Raw genomic sequence first — 18,471 nt, 5'->3', positions numbered from 1 at the left:
TTATGGCAACTCATGTATTGTGGCAGGCCGATGTGGCCGATTTCGATGCCTGGTTGAAAGTGTTCCGCGAAGACAAACCTATGCGCAAGGCCGCGGGTATTCGCGACCTGCACGTCTGGCGCGACCCGGACCAACGCGACCATGCCATCGCCATGTTCGAGGTCACGAACCTGGACAAGGCCCGTGCCTTTTTCGGTTCGGAAGAGCTGGCGATGCACCACGAACGGGGCGGCATTGCACATATCACGATCAAGCTGCTGGAACCGGTTTGAAGAAAACACCGCATGAACCGGCCATGCTGGATCATGCAGCCACCGGTCCATCCGGTCGACTTAGGAGAGTATAATGGCAAACTATGACGTCATCGTAATCGGCGCCGGCCCCGGCGGCTATGTCTGCGCCATCCGCTGCGCCCAGCTGGGTCTGAAAACCGCCGTTGTCGAAGGGCGTGAAACCCTGGGCGGGACCTGTCTGAACGTGGGCTGTATCCCGTCCAAGGCTCTGCTGCACGCCTCTCATCAATTACATGAGGCCGAGCATAACTTTGCCAAGATGGGCCTGAAGGGCAAAAGCCCCTCGGTCGACTGGAAACAGATGCAGGCATACAAGGAAGAAACCATCGAGGGCAACACCAAGGGCATCGAGTTCCTGTTCAAGAAGAACAAGATCGACTGGCTCAAGGGTTGGGGATCGATCCCAGCGGCCGGTCAGGTGAAGGTGGGCGATGAGGTCCACTCGGCCAAGAACATCATCATCGCGTCCGGGTCCGAGCCAGCCTCGCTGCCGGGCGTTGAGGTCGATGAAAAGGTCGTCGTGACCTCGACCGGTGCGTTGTCACTGGGCAAGATCCCGAAAAAGATGGTCGTGATCGGCGCGGGTGTTATCGGTCTGGAGCTGGGGTCCGTCTATCAGCGTCTGGGGGCCGAGGTCACCGTGATCGAGTTCCTCGACGTAGTCACTCCGGGCATGGACCCTGAGGTGCAGAAGACCTTCCAGCGCATACTCAAGAAGCAGGGCCTGAAATTCGTGATGGGCGCAGCGGTGCAAAAAACCGAAGCCACCAAGACCAAGGCCAAGGTTACCTACAAGCTGCGCAAGGATGACAGCGAGCACGTGATCGACGCCGACACCGTTCTGGTCGCGACCGGGCGCAAGCCGTTCTCGGACGGTCTTGGGCTTGAGGCTCTGGGCGTTGAGATGACCCCGCACGGTCAGATCAAAGTTGGTGCAGACTGGCAGACCAACGTTCCGGGCATCTATGCCATCGGCGACGTGACCGAAGGCCCGATGCTGGCACATAAGGCCGAGGATGAAGGTATGGCTGCCGCCGAGCAAGTCGCGGGCAAGCATGGTCATGTCAATTATGGCGTCATCCCGGGCGTGATCTACACTTGGCCCGAAGTGGCGAACGTGGGCGAAACCGAAGAGACGCTCAAGGCCGCGGGCCGCGCCTACAAGGTCGGCAAGTTCATGTTCATGGGCAATGGCCGCGCCAAGGCGAACTTTGCCGCCGATGGCTTCGTCAAGATTCTGGCCGACAAGGAAACCGATCGCATTCTGGGTTGCCACATCATCGGTCCGGCCGCGGGTGACCTGATTCATGAGGTTTGCGTCGCGATGGAATTCGGTGCCTCGGCCGAGGATCTGGCCCTGACCTGCCACGCCCACCCGACCTATTCGGAAGCGGTGCGTGAGGCCGCACTGGCCTGTGGCGATGGTCCGATCCACAGCTGATAGATTTACGATAGAACTCCTTAAAGGCGGGCCAAAAAGCCCGCCTTTTTCTTGCCGCTGCGCCGCCTTACTTTTGCTACCGCATAGGTTGATCACTCGATTGTGATTGCCGGGAAGAGCCGGCAGAACTGATTGAAACGAAACATTTATCGAGGCGGAAATGCGGTTTGCACTTCTTTGCGCGGTGGCGCTGTTATTCACCATGTTCTCTGGTCAGGACGCGCACGCGGCCCGCGGCGGCGGCGTCTGGGGCACGGCCGAACAGATGAGCCTTGTTGCTGAAACCGATGTCACGGACAATTCTGGTCAACAGCTGGCCCTGTGCCATTTGACCAAAAAGACTCACATCATGTTCGCGGGCGTGTGGCGCAATTCGATCGGCTATGTCATGGCTCCGAACAAATGCGACAGCGACAGTTACTACTCGGTCAACGCCGAACAGTTGGCGATGGGCAAAGTGGTGGGGACTTACCCTGCGGACCTGCCGGATCAACCCTCGATGTCAATCGCCGACATGATCTCGGGGTTTTGGGGTCTGGGTATCGTCGCGGTGTTTCTGATCGTTGCCGGATTGAAATCTGCTTTTCAGGCCAAGCGCAAGGCACAGAGGTATGCAGAGATGGGCGATGTGCATCCGGCGGCCCTGCGGGCGATGGATGCAATGTGCCACGCGGCAAAGGCGGATGGTACGCTGGACCCATCTGAGATTGCATTGATGGCCGATATTGCCAAGCAAATGACCGGTGAGACCTTTGACGAGGTCCGCATCCGCCGCATGTTCGACATGGCCGAGGCCAAGCCGACCGAGGCACAGTTTGCCGCTTTTGGCACCGGCTTGACCTCGGATCAGAAACGCATGGTTCTGAAGGCCACGCTGATGATCGCAGCCGCAGACGGCAATATGGATGAGGATGAGGCCCTTTTCGTCCAGAAACTGGCACGCGGGCTGGGGATCAATGTGGACGAATTCATGACGATGTTTCAGGCCGCGAACGCCAACCCGGCGTGATTTACCACATGGTCTTTGCGGCGCGTGCCCCCCACTCGGAATCGTAACGCGCGCCGCCTTCTTCCCCTTCGCTCACCTCAGCCAGAATCTCTCCCATGGTGGGGAGGTCGGCACTTTCGTCACCCGCGTTCCATGTCCGCGCCCGCATCATTGCGCGGGCGCATTGGGTGTAGATCTCGGTGATTTCGATAACTACGACGGTCGCGGGTTGCTTACCGTTCTTCTCGAAGTGGGCGCGCAAGGCCACGTCCGCCGTTAACCGCGCCTGTCCGTTTACCCGAACCACATTGTTCGACCCAGGCACAAGGAACATCAGCGCCACACGCGGGTCGCGCACGATATTGCGCAGGGAATCCAGACGGTTGTTGCCGCGCCAGTCCGGCAGGGCCAGCGTCTTTGGACCAAGTTCCAACACCACCGGGCCATCGTCCCCGCGCGGGCTGCCATCGGTGCCTTCAGGGCCAACCGTACTCAGGATGCACAGCCGCGAGGCCATGATCCACTTGCGGTACAGCGGCGTCAGGCTATGCGCCACCTTGCGCAGCGAGGGCGCTGCGGGCGTACCGTACAGCCCTTCGAGCGTTTCGATATCTTCAATGAACTCCATCCGGGTCAAACCCCACTTCTTTCATCAATGCATCAGAGCGCGTTTCGATCACTTCTTCCAGCCGTTGCAGGAAATCCTTGCGGCCAACGCCTGGTTCAATCGGATCGAGAAAATCGACAATCGCCAGCCCGGGTTTGCGCAGAACGCCCGTGCGCGGCCAGAAAACGCCGGCGTTGGTTGCCACCGGAACGCAGGGAAACCCCAGGCCTTCGTACAGAACCGCCGTGCCCACCTTGTAGGGACGATGCACCCCCGGCGCGACGCGGGTGCCCTGCGGGTAGATGACCAACTGGCCGGGTTCGTTGAATTCCTTGGACACGTCCTTGACCATCTTGGCCACGGCCGCACCCTTCTTGCCGCGATCGACCGGGATACAGCCAAGGCGCCGGGCATACATGCCGATGATCGGTGTCCAGAGCAGTTCCCTTTTCATGATGAACTTGCCGTGGGGCACCGCGTCGAAGATTATGATGATGTCGAGAAAGGACTGATGCTTGGCGCCTACCACGACCTCACCCTTGGGCACGGCCCCGCGGACCTCGGTGCGGATGCCGACCATCCAGCGGGCCAGCCACATGGTTGTGCGGGCATAGGTCTTGCAGGCCCGCAGCGCGCCACTTTTGGCAAACAGAGCATAAGGGGCGAAGACAACGCCCAGGATCAGCATCCAAGTGTAGATCACGATCATGAAGATCAGCGAACGGGTCCATTGAAACGCTGTGGCCATCACGAAAGCTCCTTCAATTTACGGCTGGCGGCAGTCCAGGTGGCCAGAAAGGCGACAGTGGCACCTAACACCGGGATCAGTGCCGGCAGTATCCAGCCTGCGCCCTGAAAGCCCAGACCGGTCAGAAAACCGCCCTCATCCGAGGCTTCGGGCAGCAGCAGCACGCCGGTCATGCCCAGAAGGACGCCCACAACCGCGCCAAAAAACGCGCGGTAGGTAAAGCGCCGGACAAAGGCGCGGGCAATGAAACGGTCGCGGGCACCGACCAGGCGCAGCACCTCGATGATCTGGGCGTTGGCCGCCAGCGACGCATTTGCCGCCAGCGTGATCATCGCGGCCGTCGCCCCACCGATCAGCAGGATCGAGACCCAGCCCAGCCGCCGCAGCGACATTGCCGCATCCACCAGCGGCTTGCGCCAGCGGGTGTGGTCGTCCAGTACGGCGCCCGGCACTTCGGCCCCCAATCGCAGACGCAGGCCGGTTGCATCCAGACCGGGCTCTCCTTCGATGATTTCGATCAGTTGCGGTATCGGCAAGGTGTCCAGCGGCAGGTCGGGGCCGAACCATGGCGATAGCAGAGCGGCCTGCTCCTCGGTCGTCAGCGCCCGGGCCGAAGCAACACCAGGTGTCTGGCTCAGCACAGTCAGGGCGGCCTCGGTCTGGGCCGCCAGTTGGTCGGCTGGGGCGTTGATGCGCAGGGTCGCGGCCCCGGCCAGTTCACTCGCCCAGCGATCCGCCAGTCGCCCCGAGGCCAGCGACAGCGCCAGCGCAAACACCGCCAGAAACGCCATCGCGCCCGACACGAACAGAGTTAGATGCGCGGTATAGCCGGTGGGCGGCACGACCCGGTCGGCACGCGCGTCCCGTTGCAACAGGTTTCGGATCATCCCCTTGCTCATAGATCTGCCCCCGCAAGCTGGACCTGACGTTGCGAGATTCGCAGCACACGCGCCTGCACCTGACTTTTGGCGGCTCGGATCAGGCTCAGGTCATGGGTGGCAATCAGCACGGTCTTGCCCATCTTGTTCAGCTCGACCAGCAGGCGCAGCAGGCGTTGCGACATCTCCCAGTCCACGTTGCCGGTGGGTTCATCCGCCAGCACCACATCCGGCGACAGGATCACCGCACGGGCCAGCGCGGCGCGCTGACGTTCACCCCCTGACAGCTCCGGCGGGTGCGCATCCAGCCGGGTGCCCAGACCGACCCAAGACAGCAATTCGCTCAGGTCTTCTCGCTTCGCGGTCTCGGCCTGCCCGGATACCATCAATGGCAAGGCCACATTCTCTGCCACCGTCATGTGATCCAGAAACCGGCAGTCCTGATGCACGACACCGATCCGACGTCGCAATAGGGCCATCTGGTCCCGATCCAGCCGGGCGACATCCTGCTCCAACGCGCTCAGCCGCCCGGATGTGGGCAGCAACGCGCCATAGCACAGCTTGAGCAACGTGGTCTTTCCCGCGCCCGACGGGCCGGTCAAAAAGTGAAACGACCCTGGTTGCAGCTGCAGCGACACGTCGCTCAGCAGTTCGCCTCCACCATAGGTGTAGCTGACATTTTCCAGCTCGATCACAGAGGCCCCCATTCTAGTTGCCGCCCTTCTTGCCCGAGCGCGGTTGTGGTTTCAATGCCTGCACCGGGTCGAATTGGTGACACTTGTGCCGCGAAACCGAAAACACCCTTTGCGGTCGTGTCTTAACGGAATAACATCCCTGAAAAAACTATTATCAGGTCGAGGTTCCGACCAGGAGGCAGTATGCGTCTTACGTGTCCGAATTGCAGCGCCCAGTACGAGGTGCCAGACGAGGTCATTCCTGAAGAAGGCCGCGACGTGCAATGCTCGAATTGCGAGAACACCTGGTTTCAGGCCAAGTACCCGGACCAGCCCGCCCCTGTGGCGGTCGAGTCTGTAGTCGAGGAGACACCTGCCGAGGCAGAGCCAGCGCCGGCAGAGCAAGAGCCAGCGCCGGCAGAGGAAGTAGCTGCATCTGCCACCGAGGTAAAGGTGGCGCCCAAGCCCGAACCCGTGCCGGAACCCGAGGCTGCGCCGGAACCTGAAAAACCTGCGGCGAACGGGAATATCGATCCTGCGGTAGCCAGTATCCTCAAGGAAGAAGCAGCCCGCGAGGCTGATCTGCGCGCTCAGGAAGGCGGCAGCCTCGAGACCCAACCCGATCTGGCACTGGACGCCCCTCCCGAGCCCGAACCCGAGACGGAACGCGCCGTCAAGGAGTTGACGGCCACCGAGACCGCGGAAGATGCAGGGCAGAAGGACGCGCTGCCGGATGTCGAGGCGATCAATTCCAGCCTGCGAAGCGATGACACCGCGGGGACAGAGGACACCGCGCAGCGCAAATCCGGTGGGTTCATGCGCGGTTTTGCAGCGATCCTGATTGTCGGAATTGTGCTGATCCTGATCTATGGCAATGCGCAGAAAATCAGCCAGGCCGTTCCGCAGGCCGATCCCATCCTTGAACCCTATGTGACGATGGTGGATCAGGCACGGCTGTGGCTTGAGATGCAGACCTCGGGTACGGCACAGAACTGATCCGGTTGCAGGACAGCGTCAGAAACGCTCCAGCAGCCGCTTAAGGTATTCCAACTCGATCTGAGGACGGTCCGTTTCGCCGGTACGGCGGCGGATTTCGTCCAGTAATTCGCGGGCGCGGCGATAGACATCTTCGCCCTGCAGCATGTTGTCATCGGTCGAGATCGACCCGTTCGTACCCGGGTTGCGGCCCAAAGGATCGCGGTTGTTGGCCTGCATATCGCCCTCCTGCGAGCCTTGGCCGGGTTGGTTCTGCTGGTTCTGGGCCAAAGCCTCGCCCAGCGACCGCATCCCTTCGCGCAGGGCTTCCATCGCCTCGGACTGGCGGTCAATGGCCTCTGCCAGATCGTCGCTGCGCAGGGCCTCTTCGGCCTCATCCATGGCGCGGCCAGCGCGGCCCAGCGCATCACGTGCAGCCTCGCCCTCGGGCGTTCCCGCGCCGGGCAGGCTTTGTTGTTGACGGCCCAGTTCATCCCGCAAGGCCTGCTGGCGATCGGCCAGCGATCCCTCACCCTGTTGGCTACCGCCCTGTTGATCCGAGCCGCGACCGCCCTGGCCTTCATGGCTCTGCCCCCGGCCCTGACCACCGCTGCGGCCTTCGTTGCCTTCGCTTTCACCGGCCTGCGCACCGGGGTTGAACTGTTCCTGCAGATCGCGGAAGGCCTGATCGCTCAGCCCCTGCTGTTCACGTAGTGTCTCAGCCAACCCCTCCATGGCCTGCTGGCCTTCGGATTGCTGGCCCTGACCCTGACCTTGGGTGACGCGCATGTTTTCCATCATCTGCTGGAACTCTTCCAGCGCCTGTTGCGCCTCGGCCATGCGGCCCTGTTCCATCAGTTCCTGAATGCGGTCCATCATCCGCTGCAGATCATCCTGCGTCATCTGCAGGGTTTCACCGTTCTGGCCTTGCTGGTTTTCGTCGAACTCTCCGTTTTCCTGCGCCAGACGCTGCAACTGGCGCATGTAATCCTGCGTCGCTTCGCGCAGCTCTTGCATCAGTTCTGCGATCTCCTCGTCCGAGGCGCCGTTCTTCATCGCCTCGGACAAGCGTTCCTGCGCCCGGCGCATCCGCTCCAGCGCATCGGCAAGCGTGCCCTCTTCAATGATAACCGCCAGATCCCACAAGGCCTGCGCGATCTCTTCCTGCTGCTTGGGCTTCAGATCGTATCTGGTAAATGCCTCCAGCCGCCGCAGGGTGACACGCAAACGCAGATAAGCGGTGTCCGAGCGAAAGAGCCCCTCGGGCAGATGCGAAACCGCCCGCAGCAGCTGGGCAACCCGCGGCGCGTTGTCCCGCGACCACAGCAGATCGCGGCGCTGTTCGATCACCGCTGCTGCCAGCGGATCAAAGAACCGCCGCGCGGGCAATTTGGTCCTATAGGGTTCGGACTGACTATCCTGATCCGCTGCATCGCGTGCCGTCAGGGTGATTGTCACCGGCAAATGCGCCCAGGGGTGCTGTGAGAAATCCTCGATCAGGTCCTCGGTGAAATCAGCCCTATCACCGGTGATCGGCATCGGCAGTTCCACCTCGATCGCCTCGCGCGCCTCGGGTGATGTGGTGAGGCCATAGCGGCGATCCACTGCAGCAAGATCCAGCCTGATCGTTGCGCTGCCGGACACCACGCCATAATCGTCACTGGCAGCAAAGGGCAGCTTCATCTGTCCGCCCGCCTCGGCCTCGGCCACGTCCGCGACACCAATGCTGGGCGCGATATCCTGAACCACATCCAGTGCCCAGTCACGCCCGGACGGCCCTGCGATCTTTAGCTGACCTGAGCGTTCGGCCACAAATTCCTGCTCTGGCTCGGCTGCGTCCTGTGTACCCAAGGGCGTGGTTGTTTCCGTCAGGCTATGCGCGCCAACTTCTCCGTAAAATCGCAAGGTGATGCGGCTGCCCTGCGGGATCGACAGCGTCGGATCGGTCTGGTCGGCCAGATAGAGCGTCGGAAGGCCTGTATAGCGTGGCGGCTCGACCCACCCTTCCCAACTTGGCCCCTGCCCGGCAATCGCCGCGCCCGGCGCCATCTCAGCCACCGAACCGATGCGCCAAAACGACCCAAAAAGACCCGCGATCACCAGCGCCAACAAGGCAGAATACCGCAATGCATAAGGATCGCGGTCGGCCAGCCGCAGGTCTGGTTTGACCGGCTCGGCCTGCGCTGCCCGTTGCGCCATCCGCGTCTGATGCGCGTGCCACAGCGCCACTGAATCCAAATCCGTCGCCCCGATGGCCTGATCATCCATCAGTGCCTGAATCGGACGTCCCGGCAGAGCGGCATCCAGCCGCATCAGCGCTTCGGCCTGTGATGGCACATGGAATCGCCTTGCGCCCAGGACTAGCGCAGCAAGCAGCCCCAACAGGGCCAATGCGCCGACAATCCAAACGATTTCCACGCCCACAAGATCCTGCAGCCCAAGCATCAAAGCCGCCAAAACCGCCATGCAAATCGTGAAAAACGGCCAAAACGCGCGCAAAACCTGCTCGGCCAGCATCCCTGCGTGCGTCAGCCACAGGGACAGTCTCGGGATCGGCAGGTTCGGTCTTGCGGTCAAGGCGGGCCTCCTGAACGGGCCCGCGCGGTCATCGCGTCAAAGCCACGAGGGTATGGTATCGCGGTTTATGATTTCGTCAAAGCTTGGCCGTTCACGAATAACTGCAAATTGATCCCCATGCACCAGAACCTCGGGGATCAGGGGCCGGGTGTTGTATTCGCTTGCCATCACGGCGCCATAAGCCCCGGCACTGCGGAAGGCGACCAGGTCACCGGGCGCAAGCGGTGGCATGTTGCGCTGTTTGGCGAAGGTGTCACCGGTTTCGCAGACCGGGCCGACGATGTCATAGGGCTGTTGCTCGACGCCCGGTTCGGGCTCCTGAACAGCGACTATATCGTGATGCGCCTCGTACATCGCGGGACGGATCAGGTCATTCATGGCACCGTCGAGGATCAGGAAATCGCGGCCTTCGCCGGATTTTACATAGATCACCTTGCTGACCATCAGACCCGCATTGCCTGCGATCAGACGGCCGGGCTCAATCTCGATCTCACAACCCAGATGGCTCAGCGTTTTCTTGATCAGCACGCCATATTCCACCGGCAGCGGCGGCGCTTCATTGGCACGGGTGTAGGGAATGCCCAGCCCCCCGCCCAGATCAAGGCGGCGAATGTTGTGGCCCTCGGCGCGCAGTTGTTCGGTCAGCTCGGCAACCTTGGTATAGGCCAGCTCGAACGGCTCCAGCTCGGTCAGTTGCGAGCCGATATGGACATCGATGCCGATCACCTCCAAACCCGAAAGGGTGGCGGCATGGGCATAAACCTCGGATGCGCGGGCAATCGGGATGCCGAACTTGTTTTCCGACTTGCCTGTGGCGATCTTGGCGTGAGTCTTGGCGTCCACGTCCGGGTTTACCCGAACGGTGATCGGCGCAACAACGCCCAGCTCCAACGCAACGGCGTTGATCACCTCCATCTCGGGCTCGGACTCTACGTTAAACTGACGGATACCGCCGGTCAGTGCCGTGCGGATCTCATCCACTGTTTTGCCAACGCCCGAGAACACAATTTTATCACCCGGAACACCCGCCGCCTTGGCGCGCAGGTATTCCCCGCCCGAGACCACATCCATACCCGCGCCCGCCTGCGCCAGCGTCTTCAGGATCGCCTGGTTGCTGGCGGCTTTCATCGCATAGCAGACAAGGTGCTCGGTGCCCTCCAGCGCATCATCGAACAGCTGGAAATGCCGCAGCAGCGTCGCGGTCGAGTAGACATAGAAGGGGGTTCCGACCGCGGCTGCGATTTCGGAGATCGGGACATCCTCGGCGTAAAGCGCGCCGTCGCGGTAGAGAAAGTGATCCATGACTGCGCGCTTAGACCAAAACCGCCCGTCGGATCAATGGATTCGACTCGCGCGGGATCATTGCATCAGTTGGTTGTCGACACACCAACCCGCGCGTAGCCCGAGACCGAAACGCCGGAGCGACCCGAATTCGCCTCGGGCTCGGGACGGGGGGTGTACGAGGGATCGCAGGCCGCAAGAACGGCGAGGGACAGGATCAGACCAAAAAATTTCATATTGTCATCTTAGTCCAGGAATTTCGGCACCAGGCCAAACTCATCGGCAAACATGGGTGTCACGCAAATTAAAAGCAACTGACGCAGAGGATTAAATGCCCAGATAAACGCCCAACCCACCGCGTCGCAGGCCAACACCGCCACCGACATGGGTGCCGCTGCTGCCAACGCCTACATTAGCGCTCATAGTGGGTTGAATCGGCTCACCATCGGCACCGCAGGCGGCCAGTGCAAACCCGGCCGCAATCAGCAAGACAACACGTAGAATATGCATCATAACAGCGCCTTCCACCGCTTGACCTGGGCACGCACCTGATCCGGTGCGGTGCCACCATAGGACTGACGCGAGTTTACCGAATTTTGGACGGTAAGGACAGAAAAGACGTCGTCGGTGATATCCGCATGGACTGACTGCATGTCCTCCAGCGTCAGATCAGGCAAGTCGCAACCCTTGCTCTCGGCCATGGCCACCAGCGATCCGGTGACGTGGTGCGCGTCGCGGAACGGCAGACCCGGCACCCGCACCAGCCAGTCGGCCAGATCGGTGGCAGTCGAGAAACCCGAGCCCGCCGCGGCGGCCAGGCTGTCACGGTTGGCGGTCATGTCCTTGACCATGCCCTCCATCGCGGCCAGCGCCAGCATCCAGTTGTCGGCAGCATCAAAAACCTGTTCCTTGTCTTCCTGCATGTCTTTGGAATAGGCCAGCGGCAGGCCTTTCATCACCATCATCAGCGCGGTGTTGGCTCCAAAGATGCGCCCGACCTTGGCGCGGATCAGCTCCGCCGCGTCAGGGTTCTTTTTCTGCGGCATGATTGACGAGCCGGTCGAAAACCGATCCGACAGGGTCACAAACCGGAACTGGGCCGAGGACCAGATCACCAGCTCCTCAGCAAAGCGCGACAGGTGCACTGCGCAGATCGAAGCGGTCGACAGGAACTCCAGCGCGAAATCGCGATCACTGACGGCGTCCAGCGAGTTGGCGGCGGGGCGGTCGAACCCCAACGACTCGGCCGTCATGTGGCGGTCTATGGGGAAGGATGTCCCGGCCAGCGCAGCAGCGCCCAAAGGGGATTCGTTCATCCGGGCGCGTGCATCGCGGACGCGGCTCAGGTCGCGACCGAACATCTCGACATAGGCCATCATGTGATGGCCCCATGTCACCGGCTGCGCGGTTTGCAGATGGGTAAAGCCCGGCATGACCCAATCGGCGCCTGCTTCGGCCTGCGCCAAAAGCGCGCGGATCAGGGCCAGCAGGCCGGTTTCGGCCGCGTCCAGTTGGTCACGCACCCACAGTTTGAAATCGGTCGCAACCTGGTCATTCCGCGACCGACCCGTGTGCAAACGGCCTGCGGGCTCTCCGATAACCTCTTTCAGACGTGCTTCGACGTTCATGTGGATGTCTTCCAGCGCGGTCGAGAACTGAAATTCTCCGTTCTGAATTTCTGACAAAACGGTGAGCAGCCCTTCCCGAATAGCCTGCGCATCACTATCAGTTATAACGCCTGTCGCCGCCAGCATAGCGGCATGGGCACGCGAGCCTGCAATGTCCTGGGCTGCCATCCGCTGATCGAACCCGATCGAGGCGTTAATCGCCTCCATGATCGCGTCTGGACCGGCGGCAAAGCGGCCGCCCCACATCTGGTTCGAGGATTGATCGGTCATGTAAGAAAACCCGGAGTTGATATGCGCCTATTTCGTCTGATCCCCCTTTATATGGCCCTTGCGCTGGGTGCAAACGCGGCATTGGCCACGGATGCGGAAACTCTGGGCCCGCTGCGCGACGGTACGCTGAAACGGCTGATCCTGCATAAGGAACCCAAACCCCACGAGCTGGTCGAATTCCAGCTTGAAGATGACGGCGGCACCGCAACGCTTGAGGATTACAAGGGCAAATACGTTCTGCTGAACTTCTGGGCCACATGGTGCGCGCCGTGCCGCAAGGAAATGCCGCAGATCGCCGAGTTGCAGGCAGAGTTCGGCGGCGACAAATTCGAGGTCCTGACGCTGGCCACCGGGCGCAACTCGCCCGCGGGCATCAAGAAGTTTTTCGAAGAGAATGGCATCGAAAACCTGCCACGCCATCAGGACACAGGTTCGGCCGTGGCGCGGGAGTTTGGCGTGATCGCCCTGCCGATCACGGTGATCCTCGATCCCGACGGCAATGAGATCGCCCGGCTGATCGGGGACGCCGAATGGAATTCGGACAGCGCAAAAGCGATTATTTCAACGCTGGTGGGCGCTGAAAGCTAAGGAATACGCCATTCCCACTAATCTGTGCTAGACTGAAACCGGCCCCGGTGGGCCGGTTTTTTCGTTTGTTACCTTTTGGAAGGGAGGCGACAATGAAACCCGTAGTACTGTTGATAGGTCGCTTGCCAAATGTCATCGGCGACGTGGCGCGGCAATTGGATCACATGCCGATCCAATGGCTGGGTGCGCATGATCAGGATGAGGTCCGGCGGCAACTGGATGCCGAACCCCGGATTGTCTGCGCCATTATGGGCGCCGGTCTGGATGACAAGATACGCGGCGAGATGGTCGGCATCATCGCTGCACGCAGACCGGATATCTGCATTCATCTCAAGGATCGGGCATCCGGCCCCGACGGTCTGGTGCCCTTTGTTAAGCGTGTCGTGCAGCACGAAATCCTCGACACGCTCGAGGCAGGCTGACGCCACGCAACCTTTGACAGCATCCTGACCGCTCTGCACTCTGCGGGCGGGAGGATGGAATGCCGCTTGAAATACTGCTGGTTCTGGTTGTCGGAGGCATCGTCGGTGTGACGGTGCTGCTGCATTTGGCCGGACGGTCGCGGGTGCGCGAACTGACGCCCAAGACCGCGCGCTCGGAATGGCTGCGCCATGCGCCTGACGATGTGATCATCGACATCACCCTTGCACATGACAAACACGCGGCTCTGATCCGGACCGAGACCGGCAACGGGCTGCTGTGGTCCTTCGGCGCCGATACCGTGGCGCGTCATCTGCTGGATTTTGACTGGCTGGATCACCCCGACGGGTTCGAGATCCAGTTCCACGAATTCGGCACGCCCAAAGTGATAATCCACCTTGACGAATTCGAACGCCCCCACTGGGAGCATCTGATGGACCCCGCATGACCGACCAAGTTACTTTCCCCGACGCCGTGCAATGGGCGGTGCCGTTTTTCATCGCCGCCATACTGGCCGAGTTCCTGTGGATCGCCATCAAGGGCAAAGGCGGTCGGTACGAAACACGGGATGCGGTGACCTCGCTGGTGATGGGGGCGGGCAACATCGCCTCGGGCTTTTTGCTGGGGTTCATCGCCTATGGGTTTTTTATGTGGTTGTGGCAAATCACGCCGCTGAACCTGGGAACCTCGATCCCGGTGATTATCCTGTGCTTTGTGCTGGACGACCTGCGGTACTACTGGGTGCATCGTTTTGGCCACCGCATCCGCTGGGTTTGGGCCAGCCACGTAAACCACCACAGCTCGCAACACTACAACCTGACCACCGCATTGCGGCAGACATGGACCTATACGTTCACCTTCATGATGGTCGTGCGCGCGCCCCTGATCCTGCTGGGCTTCCACCCGGCAATGGTCCTGTTCTGCGGCGGCTTGAACCTGATCTACCAATTCTGGATTCACACCGAAGCCATCGGCAAGATGCCCCGCTGGTTCGAGGCGGTAATGAACACTCCCAGCCACCACCGTGCGCATCATGGCCGCAATGCGCGCTATCTGGATTGCAACTATGCAGGTGTGTTCATCATCTGGGACAAGATGTTCGGCACCTTCGTGCCCGAACAGACGCACGACCGTGTCGATTACGGGCTGGTCCACAATATCGGCACATTCAACCCCCTGCGCGTGGCCTTCCACGAATGGGTCAGCATCTGGCGCGACGCGACCCAATCGGGGCTGACCCTGCGCGAGCGTCTGGCCTATTGCTTTGCACCGCCGGGTTATAGCCACGATGGCAGCCGCGACAGTTCAGAGCAGATCAAAGCCAAGCACCTTGCCCGGCACCCGGAAGATCGCGGCACGCCCGGTTTCGAGCATTTCGAGGCCAAAGCGCTCAATACGCGGGCAAAACAGGCTTAAATTCGCCGACCCGGTGCCCCCTTGCCTTGAAAGCGGGAATTCACATTCCATATTCAGCGGATGTGACCCGTATCGAGTAGCCGGAGGCCGAAATGCCCAGATTGACAACTTTTTCAACCGTTCTTGGTCTGGTCGGGCTGGTTCTGGCAATGATGTCGGCACTGGCGGGAGGCGCGCCCAGCATCATTGCGCTGGGATTTGCCATGCTGGCACTGGGCTTCATGGGTGCCGTGATCGGCGCGGCAGCCACCTTGGGCCGCGTTTGGGAAACGGTGCGCTGAACCGCATCAATTTCGCGCCCCTTAACCGCAGATTCATAGTTTTGCTCTGAAATCAATTCCCAAGCGGCGACGTTATGGGAATGGCAAGACTATGCGGGGAAAAGATCAGGCAGATGTGCCCGAGGGTGCCGAAAGCCCTCTGAACGCGGCTGTTACATCCCGCGACACCTCCACGGTTCAGATGGCGACCGAGGCGGTAAAGCACAAACAATGCAAACTGGCCTTTCAACCCGTAATGCAAGCTCATCCCCCGTTTGGCGTGGCCTTTTACGAAGGGTTTATCCGGGTGCTGGATGAGACCGGGCGGGTCATTCCCGCGCGGGATTTCATGCCTCAGCTGGAAAACACCCCCATCGGGCGGGATCTGGATTGCGTTGCGCTGGAAATGGGGCTGCGGACGCTGGCCGGGAACCCCGATATCCGCTTGTCCATCAACATGTCGGCCCGCTCGATCGGATATGCGCGGTACTCGCGGGTACTGGAGCGGTTCCTGAAAAAAGACGCCAATATCGGTGAACGACTTATTCTGGAAATCTCGGAAAGCTCGGCGATGACAGTGCCGGAACTGGTGATTGATTTCATGGACCGGCTGCAACCGCGCGGCGTGGCCTTTGCACTGGACGATTTCGGTGCCAGCAATTTCAGCTTCCGCCATTTCCGCGAGTTTCTGTTCGACGCCGCCAAGATTGACGGGCAGTTCATACGTGGCATCAGCAACAACCCCGACAATCAGGCGCTGGTCCGCGCTCTGGTCGCTGTGGCACGGGAATTCGAAATCCTGGTGACGGCCGAATCGGTTGAAACCAAGGCAGACGCGGAATTTCTTGTCGCCAATGGCGTGGACTGTTTGCAGGGTTTTTTATTCGGCACCCCCACCGTCTCGGCCCCGTGGAAAGACCAAAAAGCCCAGCAAACCGGCAGTTAGACACGCAAGAACTGCCGTTAGGGCACCCTGAGACAAGGTGACCGTTGCTGCATTTGCAGCATTGCGCTATGCCATGTTCAGTTGGAGCGGGGGATCAGGAGGCGCTCTGGTTCACAGGGGCTTTGCCTTTGCGATCCGCGCCGTTACGGTTCCCACAGGACCTTGATGGTAAAGGATTGTCTATATGACCAACGTAGTAATCGCATCCGCAGCACGCACCGGTGTCGGCAGTTTTGGCGGCTCATTTGCAAACACACCCGCACATGATCTGGGTGCCGCCGTTCTCGAGGCTGTCGTCGAACGCGCCGGTGTCGAAAAGGGTGAGGTCAGCGAAACCATCATGGGCCAGGTGCTGACAGCCGCGCAGGGTCAGAACCCGGCGCGTCAGGCGCATATCAATGCCGGTCTGCCGCAGGAAAGCGCGGCCTGGGGCATCAACCAGGTTTGCGGCTCGGGCCTGCGTGCCGTCGCTCTGGGCGCTCAGCACATTCAGCTGGGCGATGCCGAGATCGTTGCCGCCGGCGGTCAGGAGAACATGACCCTCTCGCCCCATGCCGCTGCTCTGCGCGCCGGTCACAAGATGGGCGACATGAAGTATATCGACACGATGATCCGCGACGGCCTGTGGGACGCCTTCAACGGCTATCACATGGGTCAAACCGCCGAGAACGTCGCCGAGAAATGGCAGATCAGCCGCGACACGCAGGATGAATTTGCCGTCGCTTCGCAGAACAAGGCCGAAGCCGCGCAGAAGGCTGGCAAGTTTGCGGATGAAATCACGCCCTTCACCATCAAGACCCGCAAGGGCGACATCGTGATGGACAGCGACGAATACATCCGCCACGGCGCCACCATGGAAGCCATGGCAAAACTGCGCCCGGCCTTCACCAAGGATGGCTCGGTCACCGCAGCCAACGCCTCGGGCCTGAATGACGGCGCGGCAGCGACCCTGCTGATGTCGGCCGAAAACGCCGAGAAGCGCGGCATCGAACCTCTGGCCCGCATCGCATCCTACGCAACTGCCGGTCTGGACCCGTCGATCATGGGCGTCGGCCCGATCTATGCCTCGCGCAAGGCACTGGAGAAAGCGGGCTGGTCGGTTGACGATCTGGATCTGGTCGAAGCCAACGAAGCCTTTGCCGCGCAGGCCTGCGCCGTGAACAAGGACATGGGTTGGGACCCGTCAATCGTGAACGTCAACGGCGGCGCGATTGCCATCGGCCACCCGATCGGCGCCTCGGGTTGCCGCGTCCTGAACACGCTGTTGTTCGAAATGAAACGCCGTGATGCGAAGAAGGGTCTGGCAACTCTCTGCATCGGCGGCGGCATGGGTGTCGCCCTCTGTGTGGAGCGTGACTAAGTGTTTTGACAATTAGACATAAAGGGGCGTCCGTCGGGCGCCCTTTTTGTTACAATTACCCCTTACCCGACAGATGCGACAATATCGCCGGAAAGAAAGACGAAATCGAACGCGAAACGATATTGCGCAACAATCTCTCTCAGAGTAACAGAATTACCAAGCAGACTAAATTGGAGGAATCCTCAATGGCACGTACAGCACTCGTAACCGGCGGCTCCCGCGGCATCGGCGCAGCAATTTCCAAGGCGCTCAAGGCCGAAGGGTATAACGTTGCAGCCACCTATGCCGGGAACGACGAAGCGGCGGCAAAATTCACCGAGGAAACCGGCATCGCCACCTACAAGTGGAACGTGGCCGATTATGGCGAATCCAAAGCGGGTATCGAAAAGGTTGAGGCCGAGGTTGGCCCAATCGACATCGTAGTCGCCAACGCGGGCATCACCCGTGATGCTCCTTTCCACAAGATGACCCCCGATCAGTGGAAAGACGTGATCGACACCAACCTGACCGGCGTGTTCAACACTGTCCACCCCGTCTGGCCCGGTATGCGCGAGCGTAAGTTTGGCCGCGTGATCGTCATCAGCTCGATCAACGGTCAAAAAGGGCAGTTCGCTCAGGTAAACTACGCCGCGACCAAGGCGGGCGATCTGGGCATCGTGAAGTCGCTGGCGCAGGAAGGTGCGCGCGCGGGGATCACCGCCAACGCGATCTGCCCCGGTTACATCGCGACCGAGATGGTCATGGCGGTTCCGGAAAAAGTTCGTGAATCCATCATCGGCCAGATTCCGGCCGGACGTCTGGGTGAGCCCGAAGAAATCGCCCGATGCGTGGCTTTCCTGGCATCCGACGAATCTCAATTCATCAACGGCTCGACTATTTCGGCCAACGGTGCGCAGTTCTTCGTCTGATCCGACCATCCAGCAAGAAATCGGGCCGGTCCATATGGACCGGCCCTTTTGTATCCCGTAAGAACGCGCGCGCTGCGCTCAGCGGGAACCGAACAACCAGTTCAGCACTTCATTGATGACACGGGCCCGTTCCTGATGGGCGCGCCGAAAAGCGCGGGCGGCGGCGGGATTCGTAGTCGCTTCGATCATGGCGATTTCCTTTTTTCAGAACAG

The 18,471-nt window shown here is 60.7% G+C and carries 21 protein-coding genes; 12 read left to right on the top strand and 9 right to left on the bottom strand.

Features of this window, described 5'->3' with window-relative positions:
• Positions 1-2: 2 nt before the first annotated feature.
• The 3 genes from ACR0IK_RS13070 to ACR0IK_RS13060 all read left to right on the top strand — a co-directional run bounded on the left by ACR0IK_RS13070 (position 3) and on the right by ACR0IK_RS13060 (position 2,743).
• Complete coding sequence (locus ACR0IK_RS13070) at positions 3-272, top strand: hypothetical protein (RefSeq protein WP_170327189.1); 270 nt, start codon at positions 3-5, stop codon at positions 270-272.
• Positions 273-345: 73 nt separating this feature from the next.
• The gene (gene lpdA / locus ACR0IK_RS13065; RefSeq protein WP_480641798.1) at positions 346-1,734 is read left to right on the top strand and encodes a dihydrolipoyl dehydrogenase; all 1,389 of its coding nucleotides are present in this window, start codon (positions 346-348) and stop codon (positions 1,732-1,734) included.
• Positions 1,735-1,894: 160 nt separating this feature from the next.
• The gene (locus tag ACR0IK_RS13060; protein ID WP_480641797.1) at positions 1,895-2,743 is read left to right on the top strand and encodes a tellurite resistance TerB family protein; all 849 of its coding nucleotides are present in this window, start codon (positions 1,895-1,897) and stop codon (positions 2,741-2,743) included.
• 1 nt (position 2,744) lies between these two features.
• On the opposite strand, the gene ACR0IK_RS13055 is transcribed toward ACR0IK_RS13060, so the two are convergent.
• Genes ACR0IK_RS13055 through ACR0IK_RS13040 form a run of 4 tightly spaced genes read right to left on the bottom strand, consistent with a single transcriptional unit; the run spans position 2,745 to position 5,650 of the window.
• Entirely contained in the window at positions 2,745-3,350 is a 606-nt protein-coding gene (locus ACR0IK_RS13055; protein ID WP_480641796.1) for a pyridoxamine 5'-phosphate oxidase family protein, read from the bottom strand.
• The gene (locus ACR0IK_RS13050; protein WP_480641795.1) at positions 3,337-4,077 is read right to left on the bottom strand and encodes a lysophospholipid acyltransferase family protein; all 741 of its coding nucleotides are present in this window, start codon (positions 4,075-4,077) and stop codon (positions 3,337-3,339) included. The genes ACR0IK_RS13055 and ACR0IK_RS13050 overlap by 14 nt, the downstream gene beginning before the upstream one ends.
• Complete coding sequence (locus ACR0IK_RS13045; protein ID WP_480641794.1) at positions 4,077-4,976, bottom strand: cell division protein FtsX; 900 nt, start codon at positions 4,974-4,976, stop codon at positions 4,077-4,079. Before ACR0IK_RS13045 ends, ACR0IK_RS13050 begins: the two co-directional genes overlap by 1 nt.
• Complete coding sequence (locus ACR0IK_RS13040) at positions 4,973-5,650, bottom strand: cell division ATP-binding protein FtsE (protein WP_480592805.1); 678 nt, start codon at positions 5,648-5,650, stop codon at positions 4,973-4,975. Before ACR0IK_RS13040 ends, ACR0IK_RS13045 begins: the two co-directional genes overlap by 4 nt.
• A gap of 183 nt (positions 5,651-5,833) precedes the next feature.
• On the opposite strand from ACR0IK_RS13040, the gene ACR0IK_RS13035 reads away from it, so the two are divergent.
• The gene (locus ACR0IK_RS13035; protein ID WP_480641793.1) at positions 5,834-6,625 is read left to right on the top strand and encodes a zinc-ribbon domain-containing protein; all 792 of its coding nucleotides are present in this window, start codon (positions 5,834-5,836) and stop codon (positions 6,623-6,625) included.
• A gap of 18 nt (positions 6,626-6,643) precedes the next feature.
• Here the strand turns inward: ACR0IK_RS13035 and ACR0IK_RS13030 are convergent, their stop codons facing one another.
• From ACR0IK_RS13030 to argH, 5 genes are all read right to left on the bottom strand, one after another.
• The gene (locus ACR0IK_RS13030) at positions 6,644-9,181 is read right to left on the bottom strand and encodes a TIGR02302 family protein (protein WP_480592801.1); all 2,538 of its coding nucleotides are present in this window, start codon (positions 9,179-9,181) and stop codon (positions 6,644-6,646) included.
• 36 nt (positions 9,182-9,217) lie between these two features.
• Positions 9,218-10,483 carry a diaminopimelate decarboxylase gene (gene lysA / locus ACR0IK_RS13025; RefSeq protein ID WP_480641792.1) on the bottom strand — a complete coding sequence of 422 codons (1,266 nt, stop codon included), beginning with the start codon at positions 10,481-10,483 and terminating at the stop codon, positions 9,218-9,220.
• Between the two features lie 65 nt (positions 10,484-10,548).
• Positions 10,549-10,698 carry a hypothetical protein gene (locus ACR0IK_RS13020; protein ID WP_480592797.1) on the bottom strand — a complete coding sequence of 50 codons (150 nt, stop codon included), beginning with the start codon at positions 10,696-10,698 and terminating at the stop codon, positions 10,549-10,551.
• A 91-nt stretch (positions 10,699-10,789) separates the two neighbouring features.
• The gene (locus ACR0IK_RS13015) at positions 10,790-10,975 is read right to left on the bottom strand and encodes an argininosuccinate lyase (RefSeq protein WP_480592795.1); all 186 of its coding nucleotides are present in this window, start codon (positions 10,973-10,975) and stop codon (positions 10,790-10,792) included.
• The gene (gene argH / locus ACR0IK_RS13010; protein WP_480592794.1) at positions 10,972-12,360 is read right to left on the bottom strand and encodes an argininosuccinate lyase; all 1,389 of its coding nucleotides are present in this window, start codon (positions 12,358-12,360) and stop codon (positions 10,972-10,974) included. The genes ACR0IK_RS13015 and argH overlap by 4 nt, the downstream gene beginning before the upstream one ends.
• A 21-nt stretch (positions 12,361-12,381) precedes the next feature.
• Here argH and ACR0IK_RS13005 point away from each other — a divergent pair, with 21 nt between their 5' ends.
• From ACR0IK_RS13005 to phbB, 8 genes are all read left to right on the top strand, one after another.
• Positions 12,382-12,948 carry a TlpA disulfide reductase family protein gene (locus ACR0IK_RS13005; protein ID WP_480592792.1) on the top strand — a complete coding sequence of 189 codons (567 nt, stop codon included), beginning with the start codon at positions 12,382-12,384 and terminating at the stop codon, positions 12,946-12,948.
• 92 nt (positions 12,949-13,040) lie between these two features.
• Complete coding sequence (locus tag ACR0IK_RS13000; RefSeq protein ID WP_480592790.1) at positions 13,041-13,370, top strand: hypothetical protein; 330 nt, start codon at positions 13,041-13,043, stop codon at positions 13,368-13,370.
• 59 nt (positions 13,371-13,429) lie between these two features.
• On the top strand, positions 13,430-13,816 hold the full coding sequence (locus tag ACR0IK_RS12995; protein ID WP_480641791.1) for a hypothetical protein: 387 nt from the start codon (positions 13,430-13,432) through the stop codon (positions 13,814-13,816).
• Positions 13,813-14,784, top strand: coding sequence for a sterol desaturase family protein (locus ACR0IK_RS12990; protein WP_480592786.1), 972 nt, complete (start codon positions 13,813-13,815; stop codon positions 14,782-14,784). The genes ACR0IK_RS12995 and ACR0IK_RS12990 overlap by 4 nt, the downstream gene beginning before the upstream one ends.
• A 92-nt stretch (positions 14,785-14,876) precedes the next feature.
• Entirely contained in the window at positions 14,877-15,065 is a 189-nt protein-coding gene (locus ACR0IK_RS12985; RefSeq protein ID WP_480641790.1) for a hypothetical protein, read from the top strand.
• 91 nt (positions 15,066-15,156) lie between these two features.
• The gene (locus ACR0IK_RS12980; protein WP_480641789.1) at positions 15,157-15,990 is read left to right on the top strand and encodes an EAL domain-containing protein; all 834 of its coding nucleotides are present in this window, start codon (positions 15,157-15,159) and stop codon (positions 15,988-15,990) included.
• Between the two features lie 184 nt (positions 15,991-16,174).
• Positions 16,175-17,350: an acetyl-CoA C-acetyltransferase gene (locus ACR0IK_RS12975; protein ID WP_480592780.1), complete on the top strand. Its 1,176-nt coding sequence runs from the start codon at positions 16,175-16,177 to the stop codon at positions 17,348-17,350.
• A 185-nt stretch (positions 17,351-17,535) separates the two neighbouring features.
• Complete coding sequence (phbB, locus tag ACR0IK_RS12970) at positions 17,536-18,258, top strand: acetoacetyl-CoA reductase (protein WP_480592778.1); 723 nt, start codon at positions 17,536-17,538, stop codon at positions 18,256-18,258.
• Positions 18,259-18,471 lie beyond the last annotated feature (213 nt).

This window comes from Ruegeria sp. BF7 (genome assembly GCF_056538605.1).
Note: the sequence above shows the minus strand (reverse complement) of the source record. Positions and strands in the feature narration are given on the sequence as shown.